This window comes from Pseudomonas sp. VE 267-6A (assembly GCF_024126555.1).
Taxonomy (GTDB): Bacteria; Pseudomonadota; Gammaproteobacteria; order Pseudomonadales; family Pseudomonadaceae; genus Aquipseudomonas; species Aquipseudomonas palmensis.
Genome location: NZ_JAMYBY010000013.1, coordinates 133,654 through 147,909 on the forward strand (window position 1 = coordinate 133,654; position 14,256 = coordinate 147,909).

Consider the following 14,256-nt stretch of genomic DNA (forward strand, 5'->3'; position numbering starts at 1 on the left):
TCGGCGTGGCGAGCGGCCGCTTGAGCAGCAAAGGCAAGGATTGTAGGACATTTCATCTGCGCACTCCTGCGGTGCACACAAGCGCGTTCATGCGCCGTTTCGGGGCGCAGAAAAGGTGGGTTCGCAGGGGGCATGGAAGGGGCTGGCAGAGTGCTATGTGGCTGGCTTGCGCGTCGGTTTTCAAGGTGGTTTTTTGCGTTGGCCTGGTAGTTGCCTGCCGAATGGACAAAGGAATGTCGTATCGGGAGATGTAAATGTCGCTATCGAACAATTGCATGCAACTGTCCGCCGCAGAAAAGCGCTGGCTGCCATGGTTTGGCAAGACCGGCAAACTGGCCATGGGCTGGGCCTGCCGCCTCAACCGATCGGCGTACCCGGTGATCGGGCAGACCTTCGAAGCCATTGCGCAAACCCGCGTCAAGTTGCTGCAGGGCTGGGCCCAGGAGCAGTGGGAGCACCTGGCGGAGCTGGCCGCCAGTGCCGGCAGCGACATCCGCAGCCTCGATGGGCAGGTATTGCAGCAGAAGCTGGCGCAGGCCGAAGACTTTTCCGAATTGTTCGTGGTGGATGCGGCGGGCGAGGTGCTTGCCTCGACCTGGCGCGGCCAGGGCACGCGCCCGCGCATCGACCCACGGCCGCTGGCCGAGGGGCTGAAGGCGCCGTTTCTGCATGGGCCCTACAGCGACCCGCTGACCCTGGCGATCGGCCCGTCGACCTCCAGCTTTCATGATGAAGTGACGCTGATGTTCTACCAGCCGATCAAGGTCGACCGCCAGGTGGTGGGCTGCCTGTGTGCACGGGTGCCCAACGACGTACTGGGCGACCTGATCCAGCGCGAGGCCGGGCATATCTTTGCCGAGTCCGGGGACAACTACCTGTTCATGGTGCAGTCGCGTTTCGACCCCGGCCTGCAGCCGGGGGTGGCCTTGTCGCGCTCGCGCTTCGAGGACGGCACCTTCAGCCACGGCGAGAACCTCAAGAGCGGCGTGCACACCCCGTGGAAGACCGTGCAGGTGCAGCGCCACACCGAGCTTGAGCTGCGCTTCACCGACCCGGCCACCGGGCAATTGCACCCCGGCGTGCGCGAAACCATCCGCACCGGCGCCAACCTGTTCGTGAGCTACCCTGGCTACTCGGACTACCGCCACATTCCCGTGGTGGGCAAGGGTGTGACCTTTCAGTTGCCCGGTTCGCCGGACCGCTGGGGCATGATGTGCGAAGCCGACCTGGAGGAGGTGTACCGGCGGCGCTCGCTGAGCTACGGCCTGATGAAGCCATACCTGGCGACGATGCTCGGCCTGTTCGTCAGCAACTACCTGGTGCAGCACTACAGCGGCCTCGACCAGGGCCTGATCGATGCGTGCGAGGGCGTGAGCCTGCTGCTGGCCGCGCTGGTGTTCAGCGTGCTGGGGCCGCGGCGCCTCGCCGCGCGCCTGAGCGAGATGACCGGCGTGATCAGGGCCATCGCCGAAGGCGAGGGCAACCTGCGCCAGCGCCTGGACACCACGCGCATGGCCAATGACGAGACCGGCGACATGGGGCGCTGGATCAACAGCTTCATCGACCACCTAGACGCGGTGGTGGGGCAGGTGATCAAGGCCAGCCACAGCGTGGGCACCACCAACCAGATGATGCTGGGGCGCAGCCAGGCCGCCAGCCTCACCTCCGAGGAGGTGGCCGATGCCGTGCACCGCATGATGGTGATCGTGGAGGAGCAACTGGGCGAGATCCAGCAGGCCTCGGCCGGCGCCGAGCAGATGAAGCAGGCCATGGACGAGGTGGTCAGCCGGGCGCGGGAGCAGTTCCTGACCGTGCAGGCGGGCACCCAGTCGATACGCGATGTGGTGCAGCGTTCATCGTCCAGTGTCAGGTTGCTGGACAGCCGCATGGCCGAGATCGGCAACATCACCGGGCTGATCAGCGACATCACCAGCCAGACCAACCTGCTGGCGCTCAATGCCGCCATCGAGGCGGCGCGTGCCGGCGAGCATGGTCGCGGCTTTGCGGTGGTGGCCGACGAGGTGCGCAGCCTGGCGGCGCGCACGGCACGGGCGGCCGACGATATCCGTACGATGGTCGACGGTTTGCACAGCGAGACGCAGCAGGCCGTGGGCTTCATGCAGAGCGGCGTGCAGGACGTGGATGACAGCCTGCGCCTGGCCGAGCAGGCCTCGTCCGAGAACGTGCAATTGCACCGGGCCGTGGAGAACATGTTCGGCATCATCCAGCAGCTCAACCAGCGCAGCCTCGAGTACGGGCGCACCATCAAGGAGGTCGATCAGGCGTCACTGGAAATGCGCCAGACCGTGACGGTGTTGCACACCAGTGCCGAGACCGTGCGCTTGAATGCGAACAAGCTGCAGAAGCTGGTGGGCGTGTTCGAAGTCAGCCGCGGGGCAGGAGAGCCTGCCGCCGCATGACCCCGTTGGCGAAAACCCACCGCAAATCTTTTTTAAATCAGGGGGTTGCAAGCCCTCCCGAATGCGGACATAATGGCGTCCATCGAAAGCGACGAGAAATAAAAATCTCAACGTTTTCAATGAGATGCAAATCTCTACAGTTTGTACGTGATTGAGCTGCTTCAGAGGGTTCAGTCATTTGAGGCCGAGTAGCAAAGTGGTTATGCTCCGGATTGCAAATCCGTCTACGCCGGTTCGATTCCGACCTCGGCCTCCATTATCGAAAGCCCCGCAGATTAACGTCTGCGGGGTTTTTCTTTGGGCGTAGAAAAGACCAAGTGTTCCGCAACTTTTGGCATGCGTTCCGCAACCCCACCTATTTTGTAGGGCTCACCACCTCCCCACCGCGTCGTAAACAGGCCTGGGTATATCCTCTTTGGAGTGTCCCAGCAGTCGGCTGGCGTGGCTGATGCCCTCGATCACCGAGGCCGCTTTCGGAAGTGTTGTGGCGCCACTGCTGCGGACTTGAAATGTTGGGCGGACTACTTGTCCATGGCTTTCCCCATACATGCGACGCCCTCCGTGACCTGAGCGCCTACGCGAGTTATCGTGAGATTGTGGATGGATTACTGAAGGAGGCGTGAATGCTGTGGTTCGGAACCGACAAAGCCAGGTTCAAGGTTCAGCGGCGCATCGCGGGCGTCGTGTTGTTCATTGCGATCTTCTTTCTGGCCGCACAGCTCGAAGCATGGTGCTCAGATAACGCCGCATTTGGCGATGTACTGGACGGCATCATCTTGACTGTGTTTGCAGGAGGCATGTTCTACCTGGCAGGCAGATGGTGACTCTGGTGACCCTCCGTGGCCGGATGCGGCATGGGGGTGAATGAACCTTTTCATACAGCGTCGTCTACATTGGAGGGGCTATCCCCTTTCTGAGAGTACGGCCATGCTCAAATCGAAAACGTTGATCTCAGTGCTATCAAGCCTTGTTTTAGTTACAGGCTCGGTCGGCGCATGCGCTGACCCCGGTAATGGAAAAGGGCAAGGCAACGGAAAGGGTAACGCTCACAATGCTCAAGGCCACGGCAACCAGGGGAGCGGGGCGAAGGGAACGCGTTCAGGGCAAAATGACTGGGACCACGGCCCGAACATTGATCGTGGCAGCGTCCTGAACGTTCTGAACAGTTACCGCAATTATTGGGCCCCAAGTCCAGCACTACCGCCTGGCATCCAGAAGAACTTGGCACGAGGAAAACCGCTCCCTCCTGGCATCGCGAAAAAGCTCGACGCAAGACTTATCGGCCATCTACCGCGCTACGATGGCTATGAGTGGCAACAAGCTGGCACAGACTTGATTCTCGTTGCTATTGCCACTGGCATCATCTACGAAGTGATAAATGGAGTGCTGGATTAAGCTCGATCTATTAGAAGCTCGCATCAGGCTTTACAGGCGGCGCGCTTGCTCCTCTGGATGCGAGTTGAAGGGTTACGGGTGCTGTGCGCTTGGACCGACAAGGAGCCGATAGCGCCTGAAGTACGTACCGTCGATATCAACTTCTCCGTCAGGGCGAAACCCTAGGCGCAGGACACCTTTGATTCGAACTCTGGTTGGTGGAAGCAGTAGGGTAATCGACTCCAGCCTCAACTCCTGAACAGCGCGCCGTACGATTTCATTGAAAATTACCTTTCCCAATCCCCAGTAGTGTGGATGGAGCACCAAGGCAAGATCGGCGTCGTCGCCCTCTTTCTGTAGCCCACCCCAACCGGCAAATTCATTCTCGACGAAGAAGGCCCAGGGCCCATATCCGTTAAGGACCCATTGGGCCTCTTTTTGGGCGACCCATGCCTTGCATTTTTTTTCGTCGAAGTCGGGGCGACCCAGGGGCATCTGGCGTAAGACATCTGGATTGTTGTTAAGCGCCATGATGGCATCGGTTGAAACATCGCTGAGATGTCGGAACGTTAGCTGCATGATTTGCCTTGCGGATGACTTGATGTTCACCAATACCGGCAACTCACCATTATTTCAACGTCCAGGTGCGTGATGAGCAGATCGATGCCGCCACCATCGCCGACCGGATCAACCAGAAAAAGCTGAACCTAGCCAATAACTACAGTGACAGCGCCTGCGGCATGAGCCTCGACGAGTACAACCAGAAGCTGGCGGCCCTCAAATTATGCTCATGCAGAAAAATGGCTCAAAAAAAGCCCGCGCTAGACGGGCTCAAGTATGCGTCGGTACAGTGACCTCACACGTTATGAGGGCTGAAATCGGGTGCCACAAGCATGACACAGCCAACTACGGCGCCAGACTTCCAACTTGTCGTATTGCGCGACGTTGAACCGCCAATGACGAACAAAACCGATCACGCCGATTGCAATGAACGCAACGCCAATGAAGAACCTGGTCCAATCGACTCCCCACCAGGTGTTCATGAGTTTAAGGCCGTCATACAGGATGATGGAACCCACGATCGTAAGTATGACGGGCCCCAGCAAGCGTTTGCCTGGTGGGGGAGAGACGCTGGCGGCCAGGTCAGTCTGATGTTTACCCGTCGTCTCGACCGTAACACTTGGCCCTACTCCGGATTGCACTTGATGAGTGGTTTTGATGCGGGAGGTGCCTGCGGCATGGATAACGGACAGCAGTTGAACATTTTGCCCGTGACAGTGTGGGCACGCGACGGCATTGTGACTTACCACTAGTTCATTCCTTTGAAATTACAAAGTGCGCATTTTAAAACAGCTCCGAACATTCTTGCACTTGGTGGCATTTTGCTTGCAGCCACTTTGCTGGTTGACCGAGAGGGGCTCTTTTCATCTTGAATCCATCGCTGTGGTAGCGCATTCAATTCATCCGCCCCTGCACCAGGGTGGCGTGCACCGTTGAAGTGAGCTATTGCTGATGTTTCGGCACCTGGCCGACTCAGGAGACAATTCGATGAAACAGCTACTGTTGGGCGCCTTGCTGGTGAGCGCTGCCGGCATTGCCCATGCGGACATCCCGCTGCTTAACGCCACCTGCCCAGGCAACATCGAGGTTCACGCCGATGAAGGCGGGCCGATCTATATCAATGGCAAAGAGGCCACGTTGAAGAAATTCAACGACAACTATTTCGAAGCCAAGGGCAGCGGGATAACCGTGTCGCTCACCATCAGGCCCGACGGCTCGCCGGATGTGTCGTACACCGGCAAGAATCGTGCGAATGGCGTCTGCGAACTGGCCGATCAGGACTGAAGCGCCAGCGCCCGGTAAGCGCTGGCACGATGCGTCACTCAACCGCTGCGAAGGCAAGTGCCGCAAGCGTTCTGGCGCGAGGGTCCATCAGCACATGGCTGCCCATGGTGGTGGTCACGAAACCAAAGCTCATCTCCCGGTCTGGGTCTGCGAACGCCACCGGCCCGCCCAGCCCAACATGACCGAATGCCTGCGGCCCCATGCAATAGGACGCGTCAGGGTCGGCGGCATGTTCCATCATGCAACCCAGGCCATAGCGCATGGGGCGCCGCAGGGTCTGGTCGAACCCTGCACTTTGCTCTGTGCCGAACGCCTTCAACAGTTGTGGCCCCAACAACTTGCCTTGCAGCAGGGCACTGTAGAAGCCCGCCAGGCCATGGGCGTTGCCATGGCTGCAGACGCCCGGCTGGTGGTAGCCCCACCAGCGCGGATTACCCGTACGGGTGGGTGAAAGGCTGGGGTTGGTGAATGCCAGGGTCGCCACATGCGCAGGCTCATTGAGGATGAGGGTGCGCAGGTCCTGTGCGAACCGGTCACCCACTCGGCCGGGCGCATGCTCGAAGTGAGCGATACGCTTGAACTGATCGGCAGGCACGCCCAGGAACACATCCAGCGCATGGGGTTCGAGGATCTCCTGGTGTATGAAAACCCCGGCGTCGCGACCGTCCACGCGGCGGATCAGCTCACCGATGATCCAGCCATAGGTGGTCGCGCCGTACCCCACCTGTGTGCCTGGCGACCACCACGGTTGTTCGTCTGCTGTCACCTGGGCCATGTGGTTCCAGTCGTACATGTGGGGCGTGCGATCCGGCAGGCGCAGCGCAGGCAAGCCGCTGGTATGGCTCAACACCTGGCGAAGGGTGATTCGTTCTTTGCCGTGTCGAGCGAATTCAGGCCAGTGTTTGGCCACGGGATCATCCAGACCCAGTCGGCCCCGTTCCACCAGCATGAGTACCGCCACAGCGGTGATCGGCTTGATGGTGCAATAGGCGTTGACCAGGGTATCGCGCTGCCAGGGGGCATGGCCGTGCACATCCTTCACGCCGCCCCAGATGTCTACGACGGTCTTGCCGCCGACCTGTATGCAGACACCGCCACCGCGCTCGTGGGGCTCTTCCAGGATGGCGGCGAAGGCCTGGCGGACCGGTTCAAAAGCAGCGTCACATCGTCCTTGTACCTGCATCTCATTGACTCCATTCGATCGAGCGCTGAACTCTAGCCCGTACTGCGCGGTGGGGGTGCCGGTGCCCTGCGCTTGTGCGCACCGTTCGTCCAATGCCCGGCACTCCCACACCCTTCGAAGCTTCTCACGCTTATGCGCGGGCATCCCGTGCAGCAGCCTGGAGAAGCACCATGGACATCGACGAGAACGCACCTGGCAACAGGTCACAGCAGGGCGTTACGCGCACCACCGACAACGAAACCGGTCACGATCCAAGGCGCGAGGCGCCAGAGGTGCCACTGCCGCCTGACGACGAAGCGGCGGTCGAAGAAGACATGACCGATGTGGAGGCCGGCAACTCGGTACTGAGCGAGCATCCCGAGGCAGGAAACCACAGTCGCGACGACCACCCGCATGCGGGCTCGCCATTGCGCGAGCAGGGCGATGAGAGAAAGGAGACGCGCGACGTGCCTGCGAGCGATCCTGAGTCCGGTGCCTGAACCCTCGCCTGGTCAGTAGGTGGCGGTGATGGCCTGAGCCAGCTGCCGATCTGTCATCAAAGGTGGCCGGGCGGTCGCACGATAATGCCGAGACGCCTGCTCGAACTGTGCGCCGCGTATCTGGCCATCCGAGCCAACGAAGGCCAGCGCATCGCTTCTGGCCGACTTGAACAGATCGGGCGCATTGAAGGTCAGCGCGGTGGTGCCCGCCACCAGGATGCTCGGCACGAACGTGGTGTACATCAGCGCCTTATCGAACGGATTGGCGTTTTCGGCAGCCGCAGCGTGGCTGCTGGCCAGGACAAGCAGGGCGGCGCCCAGGGCGTTCCATACGGTCATTTGCGGTTCCATTGCATCGGGTGGCTTAGCGTGATCTCAGGCTTCGATGCCGGCTCAGCACGCCCTTGTCGTCGAACAGAAAGATGATCTGGTTGCCCACGTTGTCCTGGCAGATGACGCCTTCATTCTGGCTGTCGACGATGCCCTGGCATGCCATGTTCGACACGTAGGGGCGCAGTTGGCACTTGAGCGTCTTGCCATCTTCGATCACCAGTTGGTGGTTGGGCGAGATGCTCTGCGGGTCTGGGGCCGGGCAAGTGCCCTGGCCCCAGTCGATGCCTTGATGATTGGGCTGATGATTGGGCTGGGTGGTGCAGCCGGCCAGCAGCACCAGGGGCAACAGGTACTTGCACTTCATGGTCACGGGTCCTGGTAGTTGCATCATTGTTGCATTAGCGCTGCAGACTACAGGGTGAGGGTTTTCATTACCCTGCGCTGAGTCTCGTTTTGAAAGATTCACCCGGGCGATGCCAGTGCTGCGCCGGGGCGGTGCCGCCATCGATGGGGAGTGAACTAGCGCGCGGGCTCACCATCGGCCAGCCCTCTGGCCAGGTCCACGGCTGCGGTAATGGCGGCCCTGGCCTGGGGGCTGTTCTTCCAGCAGGTCGAGCCCAATGCGGCAGATGCCTGGGCAAGGATGTCAGTGACATCCGATCTGCCCAGCTCGGCCAGGGAATCGATGCCCATCTGCTCGAGCCGGGTGATGACGGTGGGGCCTACGCCCTTGAGCGCCAGCAGGGCAGTACGTTCTGTCGGGGAAAATGCCATCGATGAAATCCTTTTCTGTTCTGTCGAAGCCTGGCAACAAGCCCGCTCAACGCATGAACTTCACGAACACCAGTTCCGGGTCGCCCGGGTCGAGGTTTTCGATTGTCCCGCTGTGTTGATAGCCCAGCTGTGCCAGGAGTTGGCGCATCGGCAGGTTGGAGGTGTTGGTGGATGTGAACACCTTCTGCGCCGAGGCGACTCGCTCCAGGTGTGTCATCAGCTGGCGGCCGACACCGGTGCGCCTGGATGCATCTGAAACGACCACCAGGGGAATGAAGTACTCACCGAAAAAGCTTCGGTCCAGGCAACCATAACCCAAGGGGGTGGCGGCGTCGTTCGCTTTGCAGGCAATCCAGCACTCACGTGCGCCGATGGCCTGCGCAAGCTGCTCGCGGCGGCGTTCATCGTTGCGTGCAACAGCGTCAATGCCTGTCAGGTGGTGGATGTCCTCTGCCAGGGCCTGCCTGATAGATAGGCTCATGGTCTCGCCTTGTCGGTTTGATGCCGCGAAGTGTACTTCAGGGACACTGAATCCATAAAAGTCGCGATATACGCAACTTGGCGCTACAGTGCCGAATAGTCCCGTCATGGTCTGAACAAGGAAGTTTGCGATGATAGCGAAGTTGATGGTCACCGTTGGTATCGTGTTTTACGCCGTCGTGGTACCGATCCTCGAAATCAATGATACCCACGTCTTCAATCAGGCCTGGGAGCCACACGCGCGCCTGCATGAAACCTGGCAGCTCTTCACCAATACCGCCATTGGTGCGTACAGCGTCTGGCTGGTGTGGGGGCGCGATAACCTGAGGCTGGCGAGCCTGCTGACCCTGTTCGTCACCGGCGGGTTCCTGATGGCGTACTGGCTGCGCGATGGCTACGGCGGCTCGATGGTACTCACCGACGGTTCGGAGAAGATGATCCTGGGCGTCAACCTTGGTCTTTTTGCCTACGCGCTGGCCATTTTGCTGGCGGGGCTTGCGGTCGCCCTCGAGCGGCGCAGGCCCGATAGGTCGCTGGAGGCTGACCAGCGCTAAGCCGTTGACCAAGGGGGGGATGAAGGGGCGCGTCACCCCGCCTGCCGTTCCCGCCGCAGTGTATGCCACAACAGGGCGGCCGACAGCAGGCCGGGCATCATGAAGATATACACGAGCTGCGGGAACTTGTGAGTGAAGCCGGCCAGCACGCCGCCCCATATCAGCGTGACTGCCACCCCGCAGATCAGCAGGCGGCGGTTGGGTACCACGGGTATTTCAGCCATCGCCAGCAGGTAGATCTTCCAGCACGACCAGAGGCCGAACAACGAAATCGACATCAGGCCCATGGCTATGGGTATCGCGAACAGCGGTTGCTCACTGATGACCAACATCGGGAAGAAAAAACCGATGCACCCGGCAATGAACAGCAGCGTCAGGGGCATCAGGCCCAGTACGGCAGCCAGGGTGAGGCCCATTCGAAAGGTGGTGAGTTTGTCCATACAGCTACCTGCGACAACGAAGAGAAAACACTGCAGCCCACGCACTGTGCCATGGCCATGGGCATTTTCAAGGACGCGAAAAACGCGATGTAGACGCTCTGGGCAGTGCGCAAGGGGCCAATTCATGCATGATGGCTGATTGATGTCAATGTTACCTCCCTGCTGCGCCTTTAAAATCGAGACACATATCGATAGGCGTTGCGTGCCGGGGAGTTGTGGCAATGTTTGGTAGAAAGTGGCGAGAACAGGTCAACGCACAGGCGCGTGAGTTGCAGGAGCTGAAGCAGCAGAATCTGGCGCTCCAGCAGGAAAACCAGCAACTGACCGATTTGCTGGCGCAAACCCAGGGTGAGCAGGCCGAGCTCAATGCCTACAGCCGTTACCAATGTGATCTGCACAGCAAGATGGGCATGTTCGACGAGTCGATGAAGCAGACCCGTGATGGGGTGGTCAGCCAGGCCGAAACCCTGCGCGGGGAGGTCGACCACCTCAAGGCCAACAGCGGCGTGTTCAGCGAGACGTCCGAACTGCTTTCGTCGTTCTCCACCTCGCTCACGCATATGGCCGGTCAAGGCGTGAGCAGTGTCGAGAGCGTGACCCATCTGCAGGCGCGGGTCAGCGAAATCAGCAGCATCGTGGGTTTGATCAAGGCTATTTCAGACCAGACCAACCTGCTGGCACTCAACGCCGCCATCGAGGCGGCGCGGGCCGGTGAGCAGGGGCGCGGGTTTGCGGTGGTGGCCGACGAGGTACGGGCCCTGGCCCAGCGCACCCACCAGGCCACCCAGGACATCAGCGTGCTGGTGGACGCCATCAATGTCGATACCACGGCGGCGAGCAACTCGATCGGCAACCTCTCCAATGAAGCCACGCGCCTGGCTGGCGACGTGTCGACCTCGGCGCAGACCCTGGACGAAATGGTGGTGATGGGGGACCACATGACCACCCTGATCGAGAACATGGCACTCAGTTCGTTCTGCGAGGCGGTCAAGCTCGACCACCTGTTGTTCAAGCTGATGGTGTACCTGCGCCTGTTCAATCAGGACCCGAACCTTGAGCTGTCGGACCACAAGCATTGCCGCCTGGGCAAGTGGTACCTGATGCCGGAAACCCAGCAGATCTACCAGCACGACCGGGCATTCGCCCAGCTCGACGACCCCCACCGTATCTGCCACGAATCGGCCAGCCATGCGCTGCACCAGGCGCAGCACAAGGACTGGAGCGCGGTGGTGGCCTCGCTGGACAGCATGGAGACCGCCAGCCTCAAGGTGAACCAGGTGCTGCAGGCGCTCGCCCATCGCGGCGACTGATCGACAGTTGCAGGCACCGGCGCGAGGGAGCAAAAGTGGTAGGATTCGTGCGATCGGATCGGGTAAAGGGAGTGCTGCATGGTTGGGGAGCTGGATGAGCGCGACGTCGCGCGTCGTTTCTGCGTTGTTTGTGCGCTCATCATTGCGGCGGTTGGTATCTGTGCTTCCCTGTACTGCCTGTTGAGCCCGGCCAGCATGTTCCCCTCGCTGGGCCCAGTGCTGGCGATTTTTGCGCTGGCACTGACCAACCTGCTGTGCCTGCCACTGGTGTTTGCCTATTGGCTGTTGGCGTTCAGGCCTGATGGTGCTCGGGTGTTGCTGATCGTGCAGGGCATCGCACTGGCGGCATTTGTGCTGTGGTACAGATTTGTGCTGGTTTGACTGGAGTTCGCTGCTCCAGCGCAGGATTGCAAAGCGCTCATGGCTGGACTTCCGCCAATTCTGGATGGCTACCGATGTTGGTGAACGTTGCTGAATATTGCCGGTAGTTATCAGTGTTGCGCTGCAGAGTGATGGTGACCTGCTTGCCCTCCCAGATCAGGATGTCGTTGTTGAACATGAGTCCGTTGCGCATTTCGAGGCTCTTGCTCTCGCGGCGCGTCGGTTGACCGTATCTCGAAACCAGTAGCTGATGGATATCGTTGAAGCCTTCCGCGCTGCCTGATATCGAAAGGTATTCTAACTGCCCCGCGTTGAGCTTTAAGCCCACCAAGTAGTCGCTGACTAGGCCAATATAGGCGGTGCCACTGATGCTGTAGAAATCAGCCAGCGAGGTTTGCTCCAAACACATCGGCTCGGAGGTAGGGGCAACCGCATCTGCAGGACATGGCGTTAGTTCGGCAAGATTGCTGCCGTCCAGCTTAATACCGACAAAGCTGTCGGGCTCGAGCTTCCAGGATTTGGTGGGCTCTGGCGGATAGGCCGCCCAGCAGGCAGGTGCCAGGAGCAGCCCGAGGGATAAGGTCAGCAGATTAGCGTTCAAGTCGGTATCCTTGGATAAGGCGATGTCGCGTGATGCAGGTGAAGGATTCACGCCCGCCCAGAGCGTTTCGGATTAAGTCAAACAGAAACATAAATAGTTTTATGTAAGACGTTTCCTAAAATTGTTTCTTTATCAAAAAGCGTTAATCCTAAGCGCACGGATTTGAAAAAGCAATGCGCCCTTGCGAGGCTTCGCGGGCCTCGGCGAAGATGGCCGATTGGCTTTTGCACAGTGAGGTTGATATGGCGCAGTACAAGACCGTTGGCGAGCTGGTGGCAGCCTTGTCGCGGCTTCCGCAGGATGCACGGGTGGTGGTTCAGGGTGGCCTGGGCCTGAAGGACATCAGCCTGTTCGGGGCAGGGCAGGTCCAGATCGAGTTCAAGGAGCAGATCATCGACTCCTCGCCGTCGTGGGTAGTGTTCGTCAAGCAGTGACTTCTGCAGGCTGTGCTAGCGTGTACAGATACGGCAATTAACTTGTACATAAAATTTTCCATGTGCAAGTATCGCCGCAACCCCCCGCCCAAGGGGCTGCCAGGGAGTACCGCATGCGACCACCACCCATCGCGCTGTGCAGGCTGCTGTTGCTGATCGGTGTGCTGGCCTGCGGTTACGCCCAGGCGGGGTGGCGGGCCGACCTGCCGGATGCGCGTCTGGTAGGCAGTGCTGAATTCAGGACCTGGGGCCTGGATATCTATACGGCGCGATTGTGGGCCCCCGGTGCACGCTTGAACGAGGGCGATGGCTTCGCCCTCGAGATCACCTACCGGCGCGCGGTCAGTCGCGAGCGGTTGGTCAAGGTCAGCCTCGAGGAGATCCAGCGTCTGTCTGCCACCCCGCTGACGGCAGCGCAACGGGACCAGTGGCAGGCGCAGATGCAGCAGGCGTTCGTGGATGTCGAGGCGGGTATGCGCATCACGGGCGTGTACGTTCCCGGGCTTGGCTGTCGCTTTTATGTGGGGGAGCGCCTGCAGCACGAAGTGCGTGACCAGGCATTCGCCCGTGCGTTCTTCGCCATCTGGCTGGACCCTCGCAGCCGCTACCCCGACTTGCGTCGGCAACTCCTTGGAGCTTCCCCATGAAAGCCTGGTACCTGTTGGTGTTCCTGCTGTTGGCCGGCTGCGGCAATGTCGATGTCGAGGCTTACCGCAACCAGTCACCGGCGTTCGACCTGCGCCAGTACTTCAACGGCCGCGTCGACGGCTGGGGCATCGTGCAGAAGCGTTCCGGCGAGGTCATCAAGCGTTTTCACGTGCTGATCGAAGGGCGCAGCGAAGGCGATAACGTGGTGCTGAACGAGCACTTCACCTACAGCGACGGCACCCGGCAGCAACGCACCTGGACCATTCGCCCGGACGGCCCGGGACGTTGGCGCGGCACGGCCGGGGATGTGGTGGAAGAGGCGCGCGGGCAGAACGCCGGTTTCGCCTTGCGCTGGCAGTACGTGCTCGACGTACCGGTGGACGGCAAGACCTGGGCCATCCGCTTCGACGACTGGATGTACCTGCTGGACGATAACACCCTGGCCAACCGCTCCTACATGACCAAGTTCGGCATCGAAGTCGGGCAGGTCACCTTGTTCTTTCGCAAGCAGGTGCATTAGGCCGGCCGAGACGGTGCAGTACCGGCAGCAGCAAGGCCCACACAGCGGCAAGCACCAGCAGGCTCGGCCAGGTGCCCAATGGCAGCCCGGCACCGGCAAGCTGCACACCGCCCCAGTAGGACAACGGGCCGCCCACCGCGCCCAGCAGGCTGGCCCGCCACCAGGGGTTGGCGGTCCAGTGCAGGCTGTGGCGCAAGGTGCAGGCGAACACCGGCCACAGCAACAGCAGCCAGAACGGCGGCAGCCAACGATGACCGCCAAACTCGAACACCCCAAGCGCCAGCAGCAGGCTGTCGGTCAGCCACCCGCACAGGCTGACGGCGACGATCAGGCGCACCTCGCCGGGCCTGGCCAGGCAGCTCAGGTGCGTCACCAGGCAGGCCACTGCCACTGCCAGCAAGGCGGGGTGGCGAGCACCCAGCACGCAGGCGAACCAGCCAAGCTGAAACAGCAGCGCATTGCCCAGCACCGCTGCCCAAT

21 protein-coding genes, 1 tRNA gene and 2 pseudogenes are annotated in these 14,256 nt (G+C 60.6%); 14 read left to right on the forward strand and 10 right to left on the reverse strand.

Features of this window, described 5'->3' with window-relative positions; genetic code table 11:
• Nucleotides 1-254 precede the first annotated feature (254 nt).
• Together NJH59_RS16755 and NJH59_RS16760 are read left to right on the forward strand one after the other, a co-directional pair.
• A complete protein-coding gene (locus tag NJH59_RS16755) occupies nucleotides 255-2,420 on the forward strand; it encodes a methyl-accepting chemotaxis protein (protein WP_123753214.1) in 2,166 nt (721 codons plus the stop codon).
• Between the two features lie 182 nt (nucleotides 2,421-2,602).
• A tRNA-Cys gene (locus NJH59_RS16760) sits at nucleotides 2,603-2,676 on the forward strand.
• A gap of 99 nt (nucleotides 2,677-2,775) precedes the next feature.
• Here the strand turns inward: NJH59_RS16760 and NJH59_RS16765 are convergent.
• Nucleotides 2,776-2,897, reverse strand: a pseudogene (locus tag NJH59_RS16765) (integrase); the annotation flags it as partial.
• A gap of 146 nt (nucleotides 2,898-3,043) precedes the next feature.
• Here NJH59_RS16765 and NJH59_RS16770 point away from each other — a divergent pair.
• The gene (locus tag NJH59_RS16770; protein WP_054914285.1) at nucleotides 3,044-3,244 is read left to right on the forward strand and encodes a hypothetical protein; all 201 of its coding nucleotides are present in this window, start codon (nucleotides 3,044-3,046) and stop codon (nucleotides 3,242-3,244) included.
• 103 nt (nucleotides 3,245-3,347) lie between these two features.
• Nucleotides 3,348-3,815: an anti-virulence regulator CigR family protein gene (locus NJH59_RS16775; protein WP_081315104.1), complete on the forward strand. Its 468-nt coding sequence runs from the start codon at nucleotides 3,348-3,350 to the stop codon at nucleotides 3,813-3,815.
• 72 nt (nucleotides 3,816-3,887) lie between these two features.
• Here NJH59_RS16775 and NJH59_RS16780 read toward each other — a convergent pair whose 3' ends face one another.
• On the reverse strand, nucleotides 3,888-4,373 hold the full coding sequence (locus NJH59_RS16780; protein ID WP_253087052.1) for a GNAT family protein: 486 nt from the start codon (nucleotides 4,371-4,373) through the stop codon (nucleotides 3,888-3,890).
• Nucleotides 4,374-4,438: 65 nt separating this feature from the next.
• Between NJH59_RS16780 and NJH59_RS16785 the strand changes: the two genes are divergently transcribed.
• The 3 genes from NJH59_RS16785 (at nucleotide 4,439) to NJH59_RS16795 (ending at nucleotide 5,639) form a co-directional block, all read left to right on the forward strand.
• Nucleotides 4,439-4,648, forward strand: coding sequence for a hypothetical protein (locus NJH59_RS16785; protein WP_054914287.1), 210 nt, complete (start codon nucleotides 4,439-4,441; stop codon nucleotides 4,646-4,648).
• A 39-nt stretch (nucleotides 4,649-4,687) separates the two neighbouring features.
• The gene (locus NJH59_RS16790; RefSeq protein WP_253087053.1) at nucleotides 4,688-5,107 is read left to right on the forward strand and encodes a hypothetical protein; all 420 of its coding nucleotides are present in this window, start codon (nucleotides 4,688-4,690) and stop codon (nucleotides 5,105-5,107) included.
• 235 nt (nucleotides 5,108-5,342) lie between these two features.
• Nucleotides 5,343-5,639, forward strand: coding sequence for a hypothetical protein (locus NJH59_RS16795; RefSeq protein ID WP_043861706.1), 297 nt, complete (start codon nucleotides 5,343-5,345; stop codon nucleotides 5,637-5,639).
• A gap of 34 nt (nucleotides 5,640-5,673) precedes the next feature.
• Here the strand turns inward: NJH59_RS16795 and NJH59_RS16800 are convergent, their stop codons facing one another.
• Nucleotides 5,674-6,822 carry a serine hydrolase domain-containing protein gene (locus NJH59_RS16800; protein ID WP_253087054.1) on the reverse strand — a complete coding sequence of 383 codons (1,149 nt, stop codon included), beginning with the start codon at nucleotides 6,820-6,822 and terminating at the stop codon, nucleotides 5,674-5,676.
• Between the two features lie 170 nt (nucleotides 6,823-6,992).
• Here NJH59_RS16800 and NJH59_RS25605 point away from each other — a divergent pair.
• Nucleotides 6,993-7,184 (forward strand): annotated as a pseudogene (locus tag NJH59_RS25605) (hypothetical protein); the annotation flags it as partial.
• A 129-nt stretch (nucleotides 7,185-7,313) separates the two neighbouring features.
• On the opposite strand, the gene NJH59_RS16810 reads toward NJH59_RS25605, so the two are convergent.
• The 4 genes from NJH59_RS16810 to NJH59_RS16825 all read right to left on the reverse strand — a co-directional run bounded on the left by NJH59_RS16810 (nucleotide 7,314) and on the right by NJH59_RS16825 (nucleotide 8,889).
• Nucleotides 7,314-7,640 (reverse strand): DUF2388 domain-containing protein, encoded by a 327-nt coding sequence (locus NJH59_RS16810; RefSeq protein WP_043861709.1) that lies wholly within the window; start codon nucleotides 7,638-7,640, stop codon nucleotides 7,314-7,316.
• A 25-nt stretch (nucleotides 7,641-7,665) separates the two neighbouring features.
• Entirely contained in the window at nucleotides 7,666-7,998 is a 333-nt protein-coding gene (locus NJH59_RS16815; protein WP_253087055.1) for a hypothetical protein, read from the reverse strand.
• Between the two features lie 155 nt (nucleotides 7,999-8,153).
• Complete coding sequence (locus NJH59_RS16820) at nucleotides 8,154-8,408, reverse strand: hypothetical protein (RefSeq protein ID WP_054914290.1); 255 nt, start codon at nucleotides 8,406-8,408, stop codon at nucleotides 8,154-8,156.
• Nucleotides 8,409-8,454: 46 nt separating this feature from the next.
• Nucleotides 8,455-8,889: a GNAT family N-acetyltransferase gene (locus tag NJH59_RS16825; RefSeq protein ID WP_253087056.1), complete on the reverse strand. Its 435-nt coding sequence runs from the start codon at nucleotides 8,887-8,889 to the stop codon at nucleotides 8,455-8,457.
• A gap of 130 nt (nucleotides 8,890-9,019) precedes the next feature.
• Here NJH59_RS16825 and NJH59_RS16830 point away from each other — a divergent pair, with 130 nt between their 5' ends.
• Complete coding sequence (locus NJH59_RS16830) at nucleotides 9,020-9,442, forward strand: hypothetical protein (protein ID WP_058540370.1); 423 nt, start codon at nucleotides 9,020-9,022, stop codon at nucleotides 9,440-9,442.
• 32 nt (nucleotides 9,443-9,474) lie between these two features.
• On the opposite strand, the gene NJH59_RS16835 is transcribed toward NJH59_RS16830, so the two are convergent.
• The gene (locus NJH59_RS16835; protein ID WP_253087057.1) at nucleotides 9,475-9,858 is read right to left on the reverse strand and encodes a hypothetical protein; all 384 of its coding nucleotides are present in this window, start codon (nucleotides 9,856-9,858) and stop codon (nucleotides 9,475-9,477) included.
• Nucleotides 9,859-10,103: 245 nt separating this feature from the next.
• Between NJH59_RS16835 and NJH59_RS25520 the strand changes: the two genes are divergently transcribed.
• Both NJH59_RS25520 and NJH59_RS16850 read left to right on the forward strand, forming a co-directional pair.
• Nucleotides 10,104-11,192, forward strand: coding sequence for a methyl-accepting chemotaxis protein (locus NJH59_RS25520; RefSeq protein WP_078481845.1), 1,089 nt, complete (start codon nucleotides 10,104-10,106; stop codon nucleotides 11,190-11,192).
• A gap of 78 nt (nucleotides 11,193-11,270) precedes the next feature.
• On the forward strand, nucleotides 11,271-11,573 hold the full coding sequence (locus NJH59_RS16850) for a hypothetical protein (RefSeq protein WP_253087058.1): 303 nt from the start codon (nucleotides 11,271-11,273) through the stop codon (nucleotides 11,571-11,573).
• A gap of 37 nt (nucleotides 11,574-11,610) precedes the next feature.
• On the opposite strand, the gene NJH59_RS16855 is transcribed toward NJH59_RS16850, so the two are convergent.
• Complete coding sequence (locus NJH59_RS16855; RefSeq protein ID WP_253087059.1) at nucleotides 11,611-12,174, reverse strand: hypothetical protein; 564 nt, start codon at nucleotides 12,172-12,174, stop codon at nucleotides 11,611-11,613.
• 242 nt (nucleotides 12,175-12,416) lie between these two features.
• On the opposite strand from NJH59_RS16855, the gene NJH59_RS16860 reads away from it, so the two are divergent.
• The 3 genes from NJH59_RS16860 (at nucleotide 12,417) to NJH59_RS16870 (ending at nucleotide 13,776) form a co-directional block, all read left to right on the forward strand.
• A complete protein-coding gene (locus NJH59_RS16860) occupies nucleotides 12,417-12,608 on the forward strand; it encodes a hypothetical protein (protein ID WP_043861717.1) in 192 nt (63 codons plus the stop codon).
• Between the two features lie 113 nt (nucleotides 12,609-12,721).
• Complete coding sequence (locus tag NJH59_RS16865) at nucleotides 12,722-13,255, forward strand: chalcone isomerase family protein (protein ID WP_054914294.1); 534 nt, start codon at nucleotides 12,722-12,724, stop codon at nucleotides 13,253-13,255.
• A complete protein-coding gene (locus tag NJH59_RS16870) occupies nucleotides 13,252-13,776 on the forward strand; it encodes a DUF3833 domain-containing protein (protein WP_253087060.1) in 525 nt (174 codons plus the stop codon). Before NJH59_RS16865 ends, NJH59_RS16870 begins: the two co-directional genes overlap by 4 nt.
• Here NJH59_RS16870 and NJH59_RS16875 read toward each other — a convergent pair.
• Nucleotides 13,745-14,245: a DUF2878 domain-containing protein gene (locus NJH59_RS16875; RefSeq protein WP_253087061.1), complete on the reverse strand. Its 501-nt coding sequence runs from the start codon at nucleotides 14,243-14,245 to the stop codon at nucleotides 13,745-13,747. The two genes, NJH59_RS16870 and NJH59_RS16875, sit on opposite strands and share 32 nt — an antisense overlap.
• Nucleotides 14,246-14,256: the final 11 nt, after the last annotated feature.

Bases quoted from the DNA above. Each gene is read 5' to 3' on its own strand.
- NJH59_RS16790 (WP_253087053.1), top strand. From the start codon at position 4,688: ATGACACAGCCAACTACGGCGCCAGACTTCCAACTTGTCGTATTGCGC.
- NJH59_RS16810 (WP_043861709.1), bottom strand. From the start codon at position 7,640: ATGACCGTATGGAACGCCCTGGGCGCCGCCCTGCTTGTCCTGGCCAGC.
- NJH59_RS16860 (WP_043861717.1), top strand. From the start codon at position 12,417: ATGGCGCAGTACAAGACCGTTGGCGAGCTGGTGGCAGCCTTGTCGCGG.
- NJH59_RS16770 (WP_054914285.1), top strand. From the start codon at position 3,044: ATGCTGTGGTTCGGAACCGACAAAGCCAGGTTCAAGGTTCAGCGGCGC.
- NJH59_RS16815 (WP_253087055.1), bottom strand. From the start codon at position 7,998: ATGAAGTGCAAGTACCTGTTGCCCCTGGTGCTGCTGGCCGGCTGCACC.
- NJH59_RS16820 (WP_054914290.1), bottom strand. From the start codon at position 8,408: ATGGCATTTTCCCCGACAGAACGTACTGCCCTGCTGGCGCTCAAGGGC.
- NJH59_RS16780 (WP_253087052.1), bottom strand. From the start codon at position 4,373: ATGCAGCTAACGTTCCGACATCTCAGCGATGTTTCAACCGATGCCATC.
- NJH59_RS16755 (WP_123753214.1), top strand. From the start codon at position 255: ATGTCGCTATCGAACAATTGCATGCAACTGTCCGCCGCAGAAAAGCGC.
- NJH59_RS16850 (WP_253087058.1), top strand. From the start codon at position 11,271: ATGGTTGGGGAGCTGGATGAGCGCGACGTCGCGCGTCGTTTCTGCGTT.
- NJH59_RS16830 (WP_058540370.1), top strand. From the start codon at position 9,020: ATGATAGCGAAGTTGATGGTCACCGTTGGTATCGTGTTTTACGCCGTC.
- NJH59_RS16795 (WP_043861706.1), top strand. From the start codon at position 5,343: ATGAAACAGCTACTGTTGGGCGCCTTGCTGGTGAGCGCTGCCGGCATT.
- NJH59_RS16870 (WP_253087060.1), top strand. From the start codon at position 13,252: ATGAAAGCCTGGTACCTGTTGGTGTTCCTGCTGTTGGCCGGCTGCGGC.
- NJH59_RS16865 (WP_054914294.1), top strand. From the start codon at position 12,722: ATGCGACCACCACCCATCGCGCTGTGCAGGCTGCTGTTGCTGATCGGT.
- NJH59_RS25520 (WP_078481845.1), top strand. From the start codon at position 10,104: ATGTTTGGTAGAAAGTGGCGAGAACAGGTCAACGCACAGGCGCGTGAG.
- NJH59_RS16835 (WP_253087057.1), bottom strand. From the start codon at position 9,858: ATGGGCCTCACCCTGGCTGCCGTACTGGGCCTGATGCCCCTGACGCTG.
- NJH59_RS16825 (WP_253087056.1), bottom strand. From the start codon at position 8,889: ATGAGCCTATCTATCAGGCAGGCCCTGGCAGAGGACATCCACCACCTG.
- NJH59_RS16775 (WP_081315104.1), top strand. From the start codon at position 3,348: ATGCTCAAATCGAAAACGTTGATCTCAGTGCTATCAAGCCTTGTTTTA.
- NJH59_RS16800 (WP_253087054.1), bottom strand. From the start codon at position 6,822: ATGCAGGTACAAGGACGATGTGACGCTGCTTTTGAACCGGTCCGCCAG.